Genomic DNA, 15,024 nt, shown 5'->3' on the forward strand with positions numbered 1-15,024 from the left:
TGTGGGACCGGCTTTAGCCGGGAAGAGGCCAGCGTGTTCGCCATCACTTTCGCGGTATGCCACCCGACGCCTTCCCGGCTGAAGCCGGTCCTACAGTCGAGGTCGCCGCCAATCCCGTGGTGCGCATTGATCGTTCCTCACGCTCCGCGTGGGAATGCATCCCCTGACGCTCCGCGTCACCGGTCTGACTGGAGGAACGCGCTCTCATTGTGGGACCGGCTTTAGCCGGGAAGAGGCCAGCGTGTTCGCGATCACTTTCGCGGTATGCCACCCGACGCCTTCCCGGCTGAAGCCGGTCCTACAGTCGAGGTTGCCGCTAATCCCATGGTGCGCATTGATCGTTCCTCACGATCCGCGTGGGAATGCATCCCCTGACGCTCCGCGTCACCGGTCTGGCTGGAGGAACGCGCTCCCATTGTGGGACCGGCTTTAGCCGGGAAGAGGCCGGTGTGTTCGACATCACTTTCGCGATATGCCACCCGACGCCTTCCCGGCTAAAGCCGGTCCTACAGTCGAGGTCGCCGCCAATCCCGTGGTGCGCATTGATCGTTCCTTACGTTCCGCGTGGGAATGCATCCCCTGACGCTCCGCGTCACCGGTCTGGCTGGAGGAACGCGCGCTCATTGTGGGACCGGCTTTAGCCGGGAAGAGGCCAGCGTGTTCGCCATCACTTTCCCGATATGCCACCCGACGCCTTCCCGGCTAAAGCGGGGCCCGCTAGGTGATCGCGGTGTGGCGGCAGGCACCAAAACCCTGCACGCAGTGCCTCTTTGAAGCGCATGGTGGCTCGTCCAATAATCTGAAGACAACCTGCACCCCAACGCCAGCGGGCTACGTCCTCCCTGGCCCGGCTTTTGCTTTTGTTGAATCCAAACTTGGATACAAGATGGAAGCCTCCCATGCACGACCTCCAAAGCTCTCATTTCGGCTGGACGATCAACGAGTGGCTGACGGCCTACCAGACCGGGCAGTTGTCCCCGGACGTCCTGCTGTCGCTCGCCAGCACTTACCCGGCAACCGACACCGCGTGGATCGCGCGGGCCAGTCAGGCGCAGATCAGCGAGCAGCTTGATGCGCTCGCCGAGCGTCTTGATGCAGTCAACGGCGATATCGCGCAATTGCCGTTGTACGGCGTGCCGTTCGCGATCAAGGACAATATCGACGCCGCCGGTTGGCCGACGACGGCGGCGTGTCCCGAATTTGCCTACACCGCAAGCAAGGACGCGACCGTGGTGGCTCGACTGCGCGCAGCGGGGGCGATTCTGATGGGCAAGACCAACCTTGATCAGTTCGCCACCGGCCTGGTCGGCACTCGCTCGCCCTACGGCGCCGTGTCCAACAGTTTCAATCCTGATTATGTCAGTGGCGGCTCCAGCTCTGGCTCGGCGTCGGTGGTGGCGCGGGGGCTGGTGGCGTTTTCCTTGGGCACTGACACCGCAGGCTCGGGCCGGGTGCCCGCCGGGTTCAATAACATCGTCGGCCTGAAGCCCACCAAGGGCCGCTTGCCCAACACCGGGCTGGTGCCGGCGTGCAAGACCGTGGACTGCATTTCGATCTTCGCGCTGACCGTTCATGACGCGCACAAAGTCGCCGGCCTGGCCGAGGGATTTGATAGCGATGACGCCTATTCCCGCCACAATCCGGGCACGGCGCCGGTGGGCTTTCGCGTCGCGATGAAGCTGGCGGTGCCGGACACTTTGGAGTTCTTCGGCGATACGCACAATCAGGCCGTGTTCGAACAGGCGCTGCATCGTTTGAGCGACATGGGCGCCGAGATCACCCGCATCGATTTCGCCCCGTTCAAAGCCCTGGCCGAGCAGCTCTATTACGGCCCGTGGGTGGCGGAACGCACGGTGGCGCTGGCCTCGATGCTGGAAACCAACCCCGACGCCATTAACCCGGTGGTGCGCGGCATTGTGGAAAGCGGCCTGGCCTACAGCGCCTGTGACGCCTACCGCGCCGAATACCTGCGGGCGACGCTGAGCCGCCAGATCAACGAGGCGCTGGCCGGCTTCGACGCGCTGGTCGTGCCCACGTCCGCGACCCTGCGCACCCAGGCGGAAATGGCCGCGGAGCCGGTGCTGTACAACTCGCAGTTCGGCTTCTACACCAACTTCACCAACCTGGCGGACCTCTCGGCCCTGGCATTGCCTGCTGGTATGCGCGCCGACGGCTTGCCGTCGGGCATCACCCTGATTGCACCGGCGTGGCACGATACCGCGCTGGCCCGGTTCGGCCAGCGCTGGCAGGAAAGCGTCGGCTTGCCGCTGGGCGCAACCGGTCGCTCACTTCCCGCGTCGCCACCTTCGCCAGCTGTTGCACCGCGCGGCAGCGTGCGGGTTGCCGTGGTGGGTGCGCACCTGACCGGCATGCCGCTCAACGTCCAGCTCACGAGTCGTGATGCTGTGCTCGTCGAACAAACCCTGACGGCGGCCGATTACCGGCTCTACGCGCTGCCCGGCACCGTTCCACCCAAACCGGGTCTGGTCAAATCCCCAGGCGGTACGTCAATCATCGTTGAGCTGTGGGACATCCCGCTGGCGCGTTTTGGCGAGTTCGTTGCCGAGATCCCCGCGCCGCTGGGCATCGGCAACCTGACGCTGAAGGACGGTCGCAGCGTCAAGGGCTTCATCTGTGAACCCTGGGCGATCGACGGCGCGCTGGACATCACACCTTTCGGGGGTTGGCGCGCGTACATCGCCAGCCTGAAGAAAGCCTGACCCAACGCCTGACGCGGCCCCCAAACGCCGTCGCGTCAGGCGTAAAGATCACCTGCCGGAGCACCCAGGTCATCATCCCTCATCAAAAACCCAAACTGCGCCCGGACAACCTGGCCGAGCGCATCTATCAGCAGCTCAAGGAGGACATCTTCGAGTTCCGCCTGCTGCCGGGGGATCGCTTCAGCGAAGGCGAGGTGGCCGAACGCGTGCAGGCCAGCCGCACGCCGGTGCGGCAGGCGCTGTATCGGCTGGAGCGCGAAGGCTATCTGGAGGTGTATTTCCGCAGCGGCTGGCGGGTGAGGGCGTTCGATTTCAACTATTTTGAAGAGCTTTACGACGTGAGGATCGTGCTGGAGTGCGCGGCTCTGGCGCGTCTTGAAGCGCTGGATCTGGAGCAACACCCGGTCATTGATGAACTGAAACACACCTGGCTCGTCACTCCCTCCAAACGCCTGCAACACGCCCAGCAAGTGTCAGCCTTGGACGAGCGTTTCCACTGCGCATTGCTGGAGGCGGCCGGCAACACCGAGATGGCGCGCCTGCACTTGGAGATCACTGAGAAGATCCGCATCATTCGCCGCCTTGATTTCACCCAGGCGGCGCGCATCGAGGCGACCTACGATGAGCACGCGCAGATTCTTGGCGCCGTGCTCGATCGCCAGACCCGGCACGCGCAGCAGTTGCTCACGCAGCACATCGAGATCAGCAAGCAGGAAGTGCGCAAGATCACCCTGCACCGGCTTCACGTCGCCCGTCCTTGAGCTGACGTCTGCACCTCGCATCGCCCACCAATCAACGAGCTCTCAGCGCGGATTGCGGCGCTCCGCCACTTCGGCCAACACCGCCAGGTCCATGTCGCCCTGACCGTGGTCGATGGCGTCCTGCAAGTGGGCGCGAATCATCTCGGCGCTCGGCATTTCGACCGACACCTGGCTGGCCGCGGCCAAGACCAGGTCCACATCCTTAAGCCCCAGCACTGCCTTGAACGCCGCCGGCTCGTACGTGCGTTCGCCAATCAGCGCGCCATAACCGGCGTACACCGGGCCGGGGAAGATCGTCCCCGACGCCAGTTCCACCAGGTCGGCAGATTTCAGGCCGTGGCGGGTGACCAGCACTGCCGCTTCGCTCATCGCCTCGATGGCCGAAACCAGCATGAAATTCATCGCCAGTTTCATCGCGTTGGCGCTGGAGGGCTTGTCGCCCATGGGCCAGGTCTTGCTGCCGATCAGGTCGAACAGCGGCTGCACCCGGTCGATGGCTTCAGCGGAGCCGGCCGCCATGATGTTCAGCTTCGCGGCGGCGGCCATGTTGGGGCGGCCCATCACGGGCGCGGCGATGTAGTCGATGCCTTGTGCGGCATGCAGCTCGGCCAGTTCATCGGCGAAGGCCACGGAGATGGTCGCCATGTTGACGTGAATCAGCGGGCCCTTGAGTTGCTTGAGCAGGCCGGAATCCAGCAGCACGGTGCGCAACGCGTTGTCGTCGGCGAGCATGCTGAATACCACGTCGGCGGCGAACGCCTGGGCAGGCTCGGTGACCGCCGTGGCACCTTGCTCGACCAGTGGCTGGGCTGCGTGGGCAGAACGGTTCCAGACCAGCAGTTCATGACCGCCTTTCAACAGATTGCCAGCCACGGCCTGACCCATATTGCCGAGGCCCAAAAAGCCGATTTTCATGGGGGTACGCTCCAGTAGACGAAGGGAGTACGGCGCGAGAGAGCGCCACGCGGGGCGAGCAGGATCGTTCACGACCTGTGCAGCTCACCTTCCTGAAGGATGGGACCGCGCCGCTCTAGAACCGTGCCCGGCCATTGCACGTGCCCGAGCACTACCTGTGCCGCCCGTGCTGCCCAGCCTGACGCGCCTCGCCGCGTATCACCAGACCGATGCCGACACCGGAGACCGCCATGCCCAGGGCCATCAGCCACGACAGCGGTTCGTCGAACATGGCCCAGGCCAGCAGCAGCGTCAGTGGCGGGCTCAGGTAAAGCACGCTGGCAACCCGCGTCGGCGTGGCCCGGCGCAGGCACATCCAGTACAGGCCGTAACCGCCGACCGTCGACACCGACGTCCACAGCACACTCATCGCGAAACCTGCGTTGGGCACGGGCGCGAGACTCCCGTGCAGTCCGGCAACGACGGCAAACACGAAGGTCGAGACGAAGCACTGCAACCACAGGTTGGGCAGCAGGCCTAGCGCCTTCGGGTCCGGGAGTGTTTTTGCCACAGCGTGGCGACCGCCAGCGACAGCATGCCCAGCACCGGCAGGGCATAGGCCCATGGCGGTGCGCTGCCCCAGGCCAGCGCGTCGTGGGTCGCCAGCATCACGCCCGCCAGACCGATCAGCAACCCGGCCCATACGCCGCGGGTCAATCGCTGGCGGAGCACCACGGCCGCCAGCACGGCCATGCCGATCGGCAAGAGATCGGCAAACAGCGCCGCCAGCCCGGCGGGCACACCCAGGGCAATCCCTTCGGTCACACCGAACAGATAACCGGCCATGGCCAGCAGGCCGATGCCGGCGTTTTTCAGCAGCACCGCGGGCGGCGTCTGGCGCAGTTGCCGGGCGACGAAGGGGAACAGAAGAAACGTGACCAGGATGCAACGCCAGAACACCACCAGCGACGCCGGCGCGTAATCGATGGAGAAGCGCGCGCCGATGAAACCCGAGCTCCAGATGACCACCAGCCCGGCTTCGAGCATCGGCAAGGGGAACGCCCGGCGCCGGGACGGAAGAGGGAGGCTCACGTTGGTCAGTTCGTTTGAAGTGTTCATGGACCCAACGTACCCAACCGCCGTAATCTAATAAATCAAAATAAACGACAGCAGTGCTTCGGGATCAGTGAACCATGAGCGCCATTCTGGATATCGAACAGGTCCGCACCTTTCACGCCGTGGCGCGCATTGGCAAGTTCAGTGCAGCGGCGGAACAGTTGCACAAAAGCCCGGCGGCGGTCAGCGTGCACGTGCAGCGGCTGGAAGCGGTGGCGGGCGGGCGACTGCTCAATCGCGACAATCAGTCGGTGTCGCTGACGCCGCTGGGCAAGCGTTTTCTGACCTCCACCGCTGCGCTGCTGAGCACCCACGATCACGTGCTGGCCGAGCTGCAGGGCACGCAGCTGGCGGGGCGCATCACCCTCGGGGTGCCGGACGAATACGCCACGCATCTGATTCGCGACGTGCTGCCGATTTTCACCGCCGCCTGGCCGAACATCGTTCTGGAGCTGAAGACCGCGCCCAGCTTCACGCTTCGCGATCAGGTGCGGCGGGGTCGGCTTCAGGTGGCGGTCATCGCCCAGCCGGAAGGCCAGCTGAGCGCGGACGATCAATTGCTGGTACCGACGACGCCGGTGTGGGTCGGCGCCGCGCATCTTCCGGGGATATGCCGGACCCGTTGCCGCTGGCCGTGCATGCCGCGCAATGCTCGTACCGGCAAGCGATGATCGAGTCGCTGAAGCGCAGCGGCCTGCGCATGCGCATCGTGCTCGAGAGCTCGTCCAATCAGGCAGTCAAGGCCTGCGTCGAAGCAGGCCTGGGGATCAGCGTCATCGACCGCGCCCGGGTCACCGACGGCATGCGCATCCTCGACGGCCTGCCGCCGATCGCTGACCACGACATCATCGTCGTGCGCTCGTCAGCTTCTCACGGGGATGACGCCGTGGACCTGCTGCGGCGGGCGATCGGGCAGTATTTCCGCCTCTGACGGCGGCGCGGGTCAGTCCTCGGAGCGCTCGCAGAAGCGCAGGCGATTGCCAAACGGGTCGGCGATTTCCATGACCTTGCCCCAGTCGAGGTCCTGGATGCCGGGGCGTGAATAGCCGTAGTTTTTCGCCAGCAGTTCGCGCTGCAGTCCGGCGATGTCGCTGACCGGCACGAAGAGCGTCGAGCCTGGCGTGGCGTCGCCGTGGTGTTCGGTCAGGTGGATGACGAGTTGGTCGCGGCGGGCCTGGGCATACAGCGGCAGACCCGGTTCAAAGCGGTGCTCCCACTCCAGGCTGAAGCCGAGAAAATCCACATAGAATTCTTTCGCCTTGGCTTCGGAAAAGATTCGAATCAGCGGTATCGCCGGGGACATCTGCACAGGGGTTCACTCCTTGATGGTCTGAGCGGGCGATTCTAGCCCAGAGTGGCCCTGCGGCTACCCCGCGTCTGCTTTAGGGGCGGCTGGCGCACGTAAATCGCCAGCAACATCGCGCCGAGGCTCAAGGCGGCGAGGGCCAGCGAGCCCACATCAATCGCCAGATCCAGGCCCCATGCGGTGGCGGCGCGGCCCAGCAACAGAGCGACAACACCTTGCATCAGGTACGCCACCAGAAACAGCGCCGACAGGGTCCCGGCCCGGTGATGCATCGGCGCGTGGGCGTTGATCAGGTTGAGGCCGCCCATGAACAGCAAGCTGTAACCGGCGCCGCTGGCCGCGCTGGAAAGCAGGAACACCGGCAGGGCGTGGGTCTTGGTCGCGAGCATGAGCAGCAACAGGCTGACGATGGAAACACTCGCGCCGGCGATGATCGACAGCCTTGAGCCGAAGCGTTTGCCGACGATGCCGGTGATACCGAGCACGATGGCGAACAGTGAAATGGCGCCGCCGTTGACCAGCGCGTTGCTTGAGCCGATCAGGTCATGGGCGATCTGCGAACCCAGCGAGAGCATCGTCGCCCCGACCGAATACGCACTGAGTACCGCGCTGACCGACACCAGAAACGTGCGGCGCAGCGGCGGGTGAATGTGCGGCAGCTTCAGCGACCAGGGCTTTTTGCTCTCGGCCGGGGTGTGGCGCGGCAACCGCCAGACGCCGAACAGCGTAGCGCCGAGCACGACGATCAACACCCAGAAACTCAGGCGCGTGGGGAACGGCGCGTACTGGATCAGGCCACCGCCGATGATCAGGGCGGCGGCAAGGCCCGAGGCCTGCGCGGCGGTGGTGATGGCGCCGGCCAGTTTCGCCTTGCCCGGCGCGCTGAATTCGACGACCGCAGCCGCCGAAGGGCCTGCCGACAGCCCGACGCCGATGCCCATGAATGCCCGGCCGATCAACAGCCAGGTGACATCGGGGGCGACGGCGAACAACAGCACGCCGATCAGTGAAGCGCCGACACCGAGCAACATCGCCGCACGGCGCCCGATGTAATCGGAAAGGTCGCCCAAGGCAATCAGCGTCGCCACCACGAACACCGGGAACACCGCGAAAATCAGCGTGGTCACGGTCGGCGTCAGTTGCCATTGATGGGCGTAAAGCGGGTACATCATGGCGGGCGCGGCGCTGGTCCACAGCGTATGGACCACCACGGCGGCCGCGACCCAGAAGCTGGTCTGCCGGCTCCATGTCGTGTGGGAGTGATTCATTCGAAGCGCCTCGCAGGGATCAGATGGGTGACATTAAGAGAGAGGGGTGGAGTGGGCTTGTACCGATGTGCGTTTGAGGGTGTTCACACTGGCGCCTTCCCGGCTAAAGCCGGTCCCACGGTCGCGGTCACAGCCAGTCCTACTGAATGCACACAGAACCTTGGTAGGACCGGCTTCAGCCGGGAAGACGTCGGACGCTACGCTGCAAAATTTTGAAAGTTAACACTGGCCTCTTCTAGGCTAAAGCCGGTCCCACTGGATAAACGCGTGCACTTAGTGGGACCGGCTTTAGCCGGAAGACGTCGGAGGCCATACCGCAAGACGGGTGGCCTCCGATGGACTCAGTTCAGGTGAGCCTTCAGCTCGCCCGCGGCCTGGCGCATGGCTGCTTTGACTTCGGGAATGTTGCTCAGTGGGTTGAGCAGGCCGTAGTCGTGGACCATACCGTTGTAGCGCACGGCGGTGACGTCGACACCGGCGGCATCCAGCTTGCGGGCGTAGGCTTCGCCTTCATCACGCAGCACGTCCAGGGCGGCGGTTTGCACCAGCGCAGGCGGCAGGCCCTTGAGCTGTTCGGTGCTGGCGCGCAGCGGCGAGGCATGAATGTCGGCGCGCTGGTTGGCGTCGGTGGTGTAGCTGTCCCAGAACCAGGTCATCATGTTTTTGGTCAGCAAATGCCCCTCGGCGTATTGCTGGTACGAACCGGTGTCGAAGTTCGCGTCGGTCACCGGCCACAACAGCAACTGGAAGCGCAGCTTGGGCGTGTTGTGCTCCTTGGCCATCAGCGCTACCACAGCTGCCATGTTGCCGCCTACGCTGTTGCCGGCCACGGCCAGACGCGAGCCGTCCACGTTGATTTCCTTGCCATGTTCGGCCACCCAACGGGTCGCGGCGTAGGCCTGATTGATCGCCGTCGGGTAATGCGCTTCGGGTGAGGGCGTGTAATCCACGTACACCGCGACCGCCCCCGAACCCACCACCAGATCGTGAATCAAGCGGGCGTGAGTCGGGTAGTCACCCAGCACCCAGCCGCCACCGTGGAAGAACATGAACACCGGCAGCGCACCCTTGACGTTGGCCGGGCGCACGATAGTCAGCTTGATGTTCTGGCCATCGGCCTTGATGGTTTTCTCGCTGACTTGAGTCCCGCTCAAATCCACCTTCATCGAATTCTGTGCGCCGGTCAGCACCGCACGGGCGTCTTTCGGGCTGAGCTGTTCCAGTGGCTTGCCACCCCCGGCGGCCAGCGCATTGAGGAACGCCTGGGTCTGGTGTTCAGGCACGGCGGTTTCAGCGGCGAACGCTTGGCTGACGGAGAGAGCGAGGAGGGTAGCGGTGAGGGTTTTTGTCAGAGTATTCATGATGGCGCTCACATGGATTGGCACGGGGATCAAATGAGCCGGTTTAGCGCATCGAGCGCTTTCCGGCTGGCTTGGACCACACTGTACGGAGTTGCCATGAGTGGAACAATTGGCCTTATTAGAGACACATTGTTTCCGTTAAGGAGACGATAGGTTGTGAGGGACGCCAGTCGGTTTTACGTATAGAGGCCTCAGCCAGGGAATCCGTGCAGCAGAAACAAAAACGGCGCCGTGCTGAACATCAGCAACGGCGCACGTCTTAGAGGCGGGGTGAAGCAAATTAGCTGCGCAGGTCCTTGTTGATCTCGTCTTCGTCCTTGTGAGGCGGCGCTTTCGGCAGCTCGGCAGGGTAGAACTCACCCTTGAGATTCAGTGCGGCGATGCGCGCCTTTAGTTTTTCGATGACCAGGTCGATGTCCTGTTGATCATCGAGATCGTCCACACGCAGCCACAGGTGCGGGAGGTTTTCAAAATACACGCCGTCGATTTCCACATCGGCAGTCATTTCGCGGTCCTGGCGCCACAGGCACTTGCGGTGAACCGTTGCGGGGTCTTGGGGCCAGGTTTCCGACGTGGTCAGCCAGACCTCGTGGTAATCCTGCAGGTCAATTTCTTCAATTTTGTCCAGTGGGATAAAAGTATTCACATATCACCTGTCAGCCAAGGGGACCGGGCGAGGTCGTTGCGCTGCTGACTGCCCCAGATCCCGAACCGTTTCATAAAGCGCACACCACTATGGCCGCCGTTTGGCTGACGAGTTCAACGCCCGCGCGCTATTGCCGCACGGTTAAGCCCCGTCAACGCAGCGACGTTAACGCATCGACCTCAACGCAGCGACGTCAGCGCAGCGCCGGCTCACGACTGAACGCATCCACCGCACGCGCCAGGCCCCTGGACGCCAGCGCCACCAGCTCGGCGCCTTTTTCCGGAGTCGCCAACGCGGGATCGGAGCCCATGCGCCCATCGGGGAAGCGCGCACGGAAGTCCTTCGCCTCCCGAATCGGCCCGGACGGTGCGATCTGCGGCGAGTAGTCCGCCGACTTGATCGAGTCCGGGTAGGCCCACTGGGTCACCGCGATCTCGGACGGCGTCGCGTGTGAACCGTGGCCTATCGGAAACTGCCGGTGGGCCAGTTCGCCGACGCCTTCCAGGTCCCACCAGTTGATCAGCTTCAGGGCGAAGCCGGCAGAACGCCCGGCGAAACTGGCCTCAGCGTACAGCTCGGAAAACGCCGCCTCGATCGACGCGACGTTACCGCCATGACCGTTGAGGAAGAGGATCTTTTCGAAGCCGTGACCCGCCAGCGAGCGCGCCCAGTCACCGATGGCGGCGATGAACGTCGAGGGGCGCAGCGAGATCGTCCCGGGAAAGCCCAGGTGGTGTTGCGCCATGCCAATGTTGAAAGTCGGGGCAATCAGGATATCGGCACTCTTCTGCGCTTCGTGGGCGATGATCTGCGGGCACATCCAGTCAGTGCCGAGCAAGCCGGTGGGCCCATGTTGTTCGTTCGAGCCGATGGGCACGACGATCGTGCGGCTGCGTTTGAGAAACTGCTCGATCTCGATCCACGTGGACTGGTGCAGAAGCATGTCAGGTGCTCTCCTCAGGGAAGGGGGCTTGATAAAACCGGGTTACAGCGAAAAATCGTGACGCGCGGCACCGGTTTGACGCGCCAGAATCGGCGCTCAAGCGGGTGGCACGCCCGGGAAACGCGCGATGAAACAGGTGCCCAGCTCGGCCGATGAACTCACGGTCAGGATGCCGTCATGGGCCGTGGCGATCTGTGAGGCGATGTACAGCCCCAGTCCCAGGCCTTCTCCGCGACCACCGGCTTCTGAGCGGGTGAAAGGCTCGAACAGCAGCGGCAGCAGCCGGGGCGAAATGGGCGTGCCGCGGTTCATGACGGAAATGATGACCTGATCGCCTTCCTGCCAGATGTGCAGATGGATCGGCGTCGTGGGTGAACCGTGGGTGACCGCGTTGCCCAGCAGATTGGACAGCAGCTGACTGATGCGCAGCGGATCGCAATAGACGTTGCCGCCGAGTTGGATGGACTCGATCAAGCTCGCCTGCGGGTGCGACGCGCGGATCTCGTCTACCGTCGCTTTCAGGACGTCGGAGAGATCGTCGGTGATGTGGCGCTTCACCGGAATCCCGCCGCCCATTCGGCCCCGGGCAAAGTCCAGCACGTTTTCGATCAGCGCGCCCATCCGGATCGAGCTCTGGCGTATGGCCGCGACCAACCCCAGCGAGCGCTTGTCTTCGGTTTTGGTCGCCAGCAGGTCGGCGCTCATGCGGATCGCGCTCAGCGGTGTGCGCAGGTCATGGCCCAGCACCGCCATGAATTGCTCGCGCAGCCGGCCGTGTTCGTTGGCGTCGGTCAGTTCGGCCCGGGCGCTCTCCAGGTGACCCTGGGTGTCCAGGCTCATGGCGATCAATTGCGCGAAAAGGGTCAGCGTCTTGACGATGGCAGGATCGCTCAGGTCCGCCGGCACCGAATCGATCGCGCACAGCGTGCCGAAAAAGCGGTCGTCCGGCAGAACGATGGGGATCGAGATGTAGCTTTCCAGCCCGTAGGTGAGGGGCGTGTGATGGGTGGCGAACTGCGGGTCGGCGCTGGCGTGACCAAATACCACGGGCTGCTGATGCTGCCTGATCTCGTGGCAGATGGTCGTCTCCAGCACCAGTTCGCCGCCTGGCTTGAGGCCGAAATTGATCGAGTCATCGACGGCGCAGGCCACCCAGTGACGTTCCGTGACCCTGGCGATCGCCGCAAAGCGCATGCCGGTGAGGTGCTTGACCATGCTCAGAATGACGGGCACGGCCGGGATCGCACTGATCGCCTCAACATCCAAAGCAAACTCTGGGCGGGTCATCGGATCTGGCTCTGGTCTAGTGGTAGGGCAGCGTATCTAAAATCGGCGGACATGGCTAACCCCTCGGTCCTGCAGGCGAGGTGTCCGCGCAGATTATTGAACCCTGACGCTCACACGGTGGTCGTTTTATTGATGCCTGAACGGCACATCTCATTTGCGTCCGATGAGCTGTTTGCTGTCGGTCGACAGGGCGATACTTGTCAGCTCTGTGTCTCTCGAAGCATTTGCTTCTCCTGTCTCTTGATTCTCAAAACAATGGGCCCACGGATGGCCGCCGCGAGGTTGAACGATGATTGCCATGCACCGATTTGCACTGCTGATGACCACTGCTGCGATGCTCAGTGCCTGCGGCGAAACCGCCAAGCTGCCGTTTCAGGCCGGCGTCGGCGCGCAGCCGCAACTGCCCGAGCCCAACAGCACCTTGATTCCGACCGTCAAGGTGTCCAAGGCCGTCGGCTGGAAGGGCGCCGAGACGCCCAAGGCGGCCGAAGGCTTCAAGGTCAGCGCGCTGGCGGAAGACCTCGATCACCCGCGCTGGCTGTACAGCCTGCCCAACGGCGACATCCTGGTCGCCGAAAGCAACAAGCCGCCCAAGCCTGAAGGTGCGAAGGACGGCGGCCCGGGCGTGATGGCCTGGATCAAGCGCACCGCCACCGGGATCGTCATGAGCCGGGTCGGCGCCGAAGCCGAGAGCGCCAACCGCATCAGCATCCTGCGCGATGCCGACGGCGATGGCCGCGCGGAAATGAAGAAGGTGTTCATCAGCGGCCTGACCTCGCCGTTCGGCATGGTGCTGGTGGGCAACGAACTGTTCATCGCCAACGCCGATGCCGTGGTCAAGGTCCCGTACAACGACGGCCAGACTGAAAGCACCGCCAAACCGGTGAAAGTCACCGACCTGCCGGCGGGGATCAATCACCACTGGACCAAGAACATCATCGCCAACCGCGAAGGCACCAAGCTCTACGTCACCGTTGGCTCGAACAGCAACGTGGCCGAGAACGGTCTGGAGGCCGAAGAGGGCCGCGCGGCGGTCTGGGAAGTGGACGTCAAAACCGGGCAGAAACGCCTGTTCGCCAGCGGCCTGCGCAACCCCAACGGGCTGGCCTGGAAACCGGGCAGCAATGAGCTGTGGACGGTGGTCAACGAACGTGACGAAATCGGCAGCGACCTGGTGCCGGATTACCTGACCTCGGTCAAGGACGGCGCCTTCTACGGCTGGCCGTGGAGCTACTACGGCAACCACGTCGACAGCCGCTTGCAGCCGCCGCGCCCGGACATGGTCGCCAAGGCCATCGCCCCGGATTACGCCCTCGGCACCCACGTTGCGCCGCTGGGCCTGACCTGGTCCGACCCGCGCGGCATGCCGGCCAAATTTGCCGACGGTGTATTCGTCGGCGAGCACGGCTCGTGGAACCGCAACCCGCAGTCCGGCTACAAAGTCGTGTTCGTCGGCTTCCAGGATGGCCGCCCGACCGGCTTGCCGGTGGATGTCCTGACCGGTTTCCTTAACGCCGATGGCGACGCACAAGGCCGTCCGGTCGGCGTCATCCTCGACAAGCAGGGCGCGTTGCTGGTCGCAGACGATGTGGGCAACAAGGTCTGGCGCGTCAGTCAGGCCAAGTGATGGCTTTGTGAGAAAAGGGAAATGCCGGTGATGATCACCGGCATTTTTCGTTTTGGCGGCCGCTATTTGCCTTCTAACCGAGGCATGCAAATCAGGTTGAACGTCCCTCCACCACCCGGCGTCATATTTTCTGTAGGGGTTGCAGCGTTATTGAGACGCTCCGGCTTTGTTAAACCGCTGGTAACGGTGTTTCTCAAAGCGCGTACCATTCTTGAAATCGATAGTGACCATCACGGTAGGCGAGTTCTCTTTTTCCCGGAAGAGAGGAGGATGGCCTCCATACCGAACTTGCTTTAGAAGGACGCCACGCGATGAAAATTTCAACCCTGCTGACTCTGGTCGCCGTGCTGTCCAGCGGTTTCGTCGCGTCGGGTCCTGCTGCTGCAGCAGTCACTGTTTCGGCGGCGGACGCCGAGGCGTGCCATTTGCTGCCGGTGGTTGAAAGCCGCGTGGCATTGCAGTCTTCTCAAAGTGTTGGTGTGCTCTACAGCGAAAACACGGTCAACACCCTCGAATACCTTGAGCGTTATCACGCGGTGGCGTTGAAAGGCGTCAAGAACGGCGGGCTGGATTCGCGCATTCGCGAGGCGTTCGTCAGCAGCTCCGATCCGAAACTGGCAATGGACTGGCTGAAGGGTTCGTTGCAGAAGCAGTTCGCGTCGGTGACCGTGTATGACAACCTCGATGCGCTGATGCAGGCGCGGCCGGACGTGGTGGTCATGCTCGACACCTACAGCCAACTGGTGTCCCAGCGTAACTCCCAAGTTGAAGCGCGCTTCATCGCGAAGTTCTACGACTCGAACCTGCAATACATCGGCAAGGCTGAAGGCCTCGGTGCCAAAGAGCTGACCTCGGTGTGGGTCCACGACAAGGCCGCCCCGGAGATTGCTGCGCAGATCAACCAGCAGCGCGACCTGCAGATCAACGCCCTGAAGCAGTTTGATGCCTCACTGAAAGCGCTGGTGACTACTGGGAAGACAGCGGAAGTGGCGAGTAATTGATCGAATGGTGTGTGCGGTGGATTTGTGGGGCCGGGTACACACTGTAGGACTGGCTTTAGCCGGGAAGAGGCCGGTGTGATCGTCCTCGATTTTG

The 15,024-nt window shown here is 63.3% G+C and carries 12 protein-coding genes and 2 pseudogenes; 6 read left to right on the forward strand and 8 right to left on the reverse strand.

Annotation, left to right across the window (positions count from 1 at the left end; genetic code table 11):
• Nucleotides 1-899: 899 nt before the first annotated feature.
• Together atzF and JN403_RS13910 are read left to right on the forward strand one after the other, a co-directional pair.
• Nucleotides 900-2,720 carry an allophanate hydrolase gene (atzF, locus tag JN403_RS13905; protein WP_205482829.1) on the forward strand — a complete coding sequence of 607 codons (1,821 nt, stop codon included), beginning with the start codon at nt 900-902 and terminating at the stop codon, nt 2,718-2,720.
• A gap of 71 nt (nt 2,721-2,791) precedes the next feature.
• Nucleotides 2,792-3,481, forward strand: a complete 690-nt coding sequence (locus tag JN403_RS13910; RefSeq protein WP_205487316.1) for a GntR family transcriptional regulator — start codon at nt 2,792-2,794, stop codon at nt 3,479-3,481.
• Between the two features lie 42 nt (nt 3,482-3,523).
• Here the strand turns inward: JN403_RS13910 and JN403_RS13915 are convergent, their stop codons facing one another.
• Together JN403_RS13915 and JN403_RS13920 are read right to left on the reverse strand one after the other, a co-directional pair.
• Complete coding sequence (locus JN403_RS13915) at nt 3,524-4,468, reverse strand: NAD(P)-dependent oxidoreductase (protein WP_275900159.1); 945 nt, start codon at nt 4,466-4,468, stop codon at nt 3,524-3,526.
• 79 nt (nt 4,469-4,547) lie between these two features.
• Nucleotides 4,548-5,422 (reverse strand): annotated as a pseudogene (locus tag JN403_RS13920) (DMT family transporter).
• A 146-nt stretch (nt 5,423-5,568) separates the two neighbouring features.
• Between JN403_RS13920 and JN403_RS13925 the strand changes: the two are divergent.
• Nucleotides 5,569-6,422: pseudogene (locus JN403_RS13925) on the forward strand (LysR family transcriptional regulator).
• Between the two features lie 12 nt (nt 6,423-6,434).
• On the opposite strand, the gene JN403_RS13930 reads toward JN403_RS13925, so the two are convergent.
• The 6 genes from JN403_RS13930 to JN403_RS13955 form a co-directional block, all read right to left on the reverse strand.
• The gene (locus tag JN403_RS13930; protein ID WP_074893483.1) at nt 6,435-6,800 is read right to left on the reverse strand and encodes a glyoxalase superfamily protein; all 366 of its coding nucleotides are present in this window, start codon (nt 6,798-6,800) and stop codon (nt 6,435-6,437) included.
• A gap of 35 nt (nt 6,801-6,835) precedes the next feature.
• The gene (locus JN403_RS13935; protein WP_205482833.1) at nt 6,836-8,065 is read right to left on the reverse strand and encodes an MFS transporter; all 1,230 of its coding nucleotides are present in this window, start codon (nt 8,063-8,065) and stop codon (nt 6,836-6,838) included.
• Nucleotides 8,066-8,406: 341 nt separating this feature from the next.
• Nucleotides 8,407-9,426, reverse strand: coding sequence for an alpha/beta hydrolase (locus JN403_RS13940; RefSeq protein WP_205482835.1), 1,020 nt, complete (start codon nt 9,424-9,426; stop codon nt 8,407-8,409).
• Between the two features lie 280 nt (nt 9,427-9,706).
• Entirely contained in the window at nt 9,707-10,072 is a 366-nt protein-coding gene (locus JN403_RS13945; RefSeq protein WP_122534448.1) for a hypothetical protein, read from the reverse strand.
• Nucleotides 10,073-10,265: 193 nt separating this feature from the next.
• Entirely contained in the window at nt 10,266-11,015 is a 750-nt protein-coding gene (locus tag JN403_RS13950) for a creatininase family protein (protein WP_205482836.1), read from the reverse strand.
• A gap of 96 nt (nt 11,016-11,111) precedes the next feature.
• Nucleotides 11,112-12,302, reverse strand: a complete 1,191-nt coding sequence (locus JN403_RS13955) for a GAF domain-containing sensor histidine kinase (protein WP_205482837.1) — start codon at nt 12,300-12,302, stop codon at nt 11,112-11,114.
• Between the two features lie 289 nt (nt 12,303-12,591).
• On the opposite strand from JN403_RS13955, the gene JN403_RS13960 reads away from it, so the two are divergent.
• Genes JN403_RS13960 through JN403_RS13970 form a run of 3 tightly spaced genes read left to right on the forward strand, consistent with a single transcriptional unit; the run spans nt 12,592 to nt 14,930 of the window.
• Nucleotides 12,592-13,929: a sorbosone dehydrogenase family protein gene (locus JN403_RS13960; protein WP_122623726.1), complete on the forward strand. Its 1,338-nt coding sequence runs from the start codon at nt 12,592-12,594 to the stop codon at nt 13,927-13,929.
• A gap of 30 nt (nt 13,930-13,959) precedes the next feature.
• Complete coding sequence (locus tag JN403_RS13965) at nt 13,960-14,226, forward strand: hypothetical protein (RefSeq protein ID WP_205482838.1); 267 nt, start codon at nt 13,960-13,962, stop codon at nt 14,224-14,226.
• 14 nt (nt 14,227-14,240) lie between these two features.
• Nucleotides 14,241-14,930: an ATPase gene (locus JN403_RS13970; protein WP_205482839.1), complete on the forward strand. Its 690-nt coding sequence runs from the start codon at nt 14,241-14,243 to the stop codon at nt 14,928-14,930.
• Nucleotides 14,931-15,024: the final 94 nt, after the last annotated feature.

Source organism: Pseudomonas sp. 15A4 (genome assembly GCF_016925575.1).
Taxonomy (GTDB): Bacteria; Pseudomonadota; Gammaproteobacteria; order Pseudomonadales; family Pseudomonadaceae; genus Aquipseudomonas.

What these genes read in the sequence shown, in the direction of transcription:
- atzF (WP_205482829.1), top strand. Translation starts at nt 900, where the DNA reads ATGCACGACCTCCAAAGCTCTCATTTCGGCTGGACGATCAACGAGTGG.
- JN403_RS13935 (WP_205482833.1), bottom strand. Translation starts at nt 8,065, where the DNA reads ATGAATCACTCCCACACGACATGGAGCCGGCAGACCAGCTTCTGGGTC.
- JN403_RS13940 (WP_205482835.1), bottom strand. Translation starts at nt 9,426, where the DNA reads ATGAATACTCTGACAAAAACCCTCACCGCTACCCTCCTCGCTCTCTCC.
- JN403_RS13950 (WP_205482836.1), bottom strand. Translation starts at nt 11,015, where the DNA reads ATGCTTCTGCACCAGTCCACGTGGATCGAGATCGAGCAGTTTCTCAAA.
- JN403_RS13955 (WP_205482837.1), bottom strand. Translation starts at nt 12,302, where the DNA reads ATGACCCGCCCAGAGTTTGCTTTGGATGTTGAGGCGATCAGTGCGATC.
- JN403_RS13960 (WP_122623726.1), top strand. Translation starts at nt 12,592, where the DNA reads ATGATTGCCATGCACCGATTTGCACTGCTGATGACCACTGCTGCGATG.
- JN403_RS13965 (WP_205482838.1), top strand. Translation starts at nt 13,960, where the DNA reads ATGATCACCGGCATTTTTCGTTTTGGCGGCCGCTATTTGCCTTCTAAC.
- JN403_RS13970 (WP_205482839.1), top strand. Translation starts at nt 14,241, where the DNA reads ATGAAAATTTCAACCCTGCTGACTCTGGTCGCCGTGCTGTCCAGCGGT.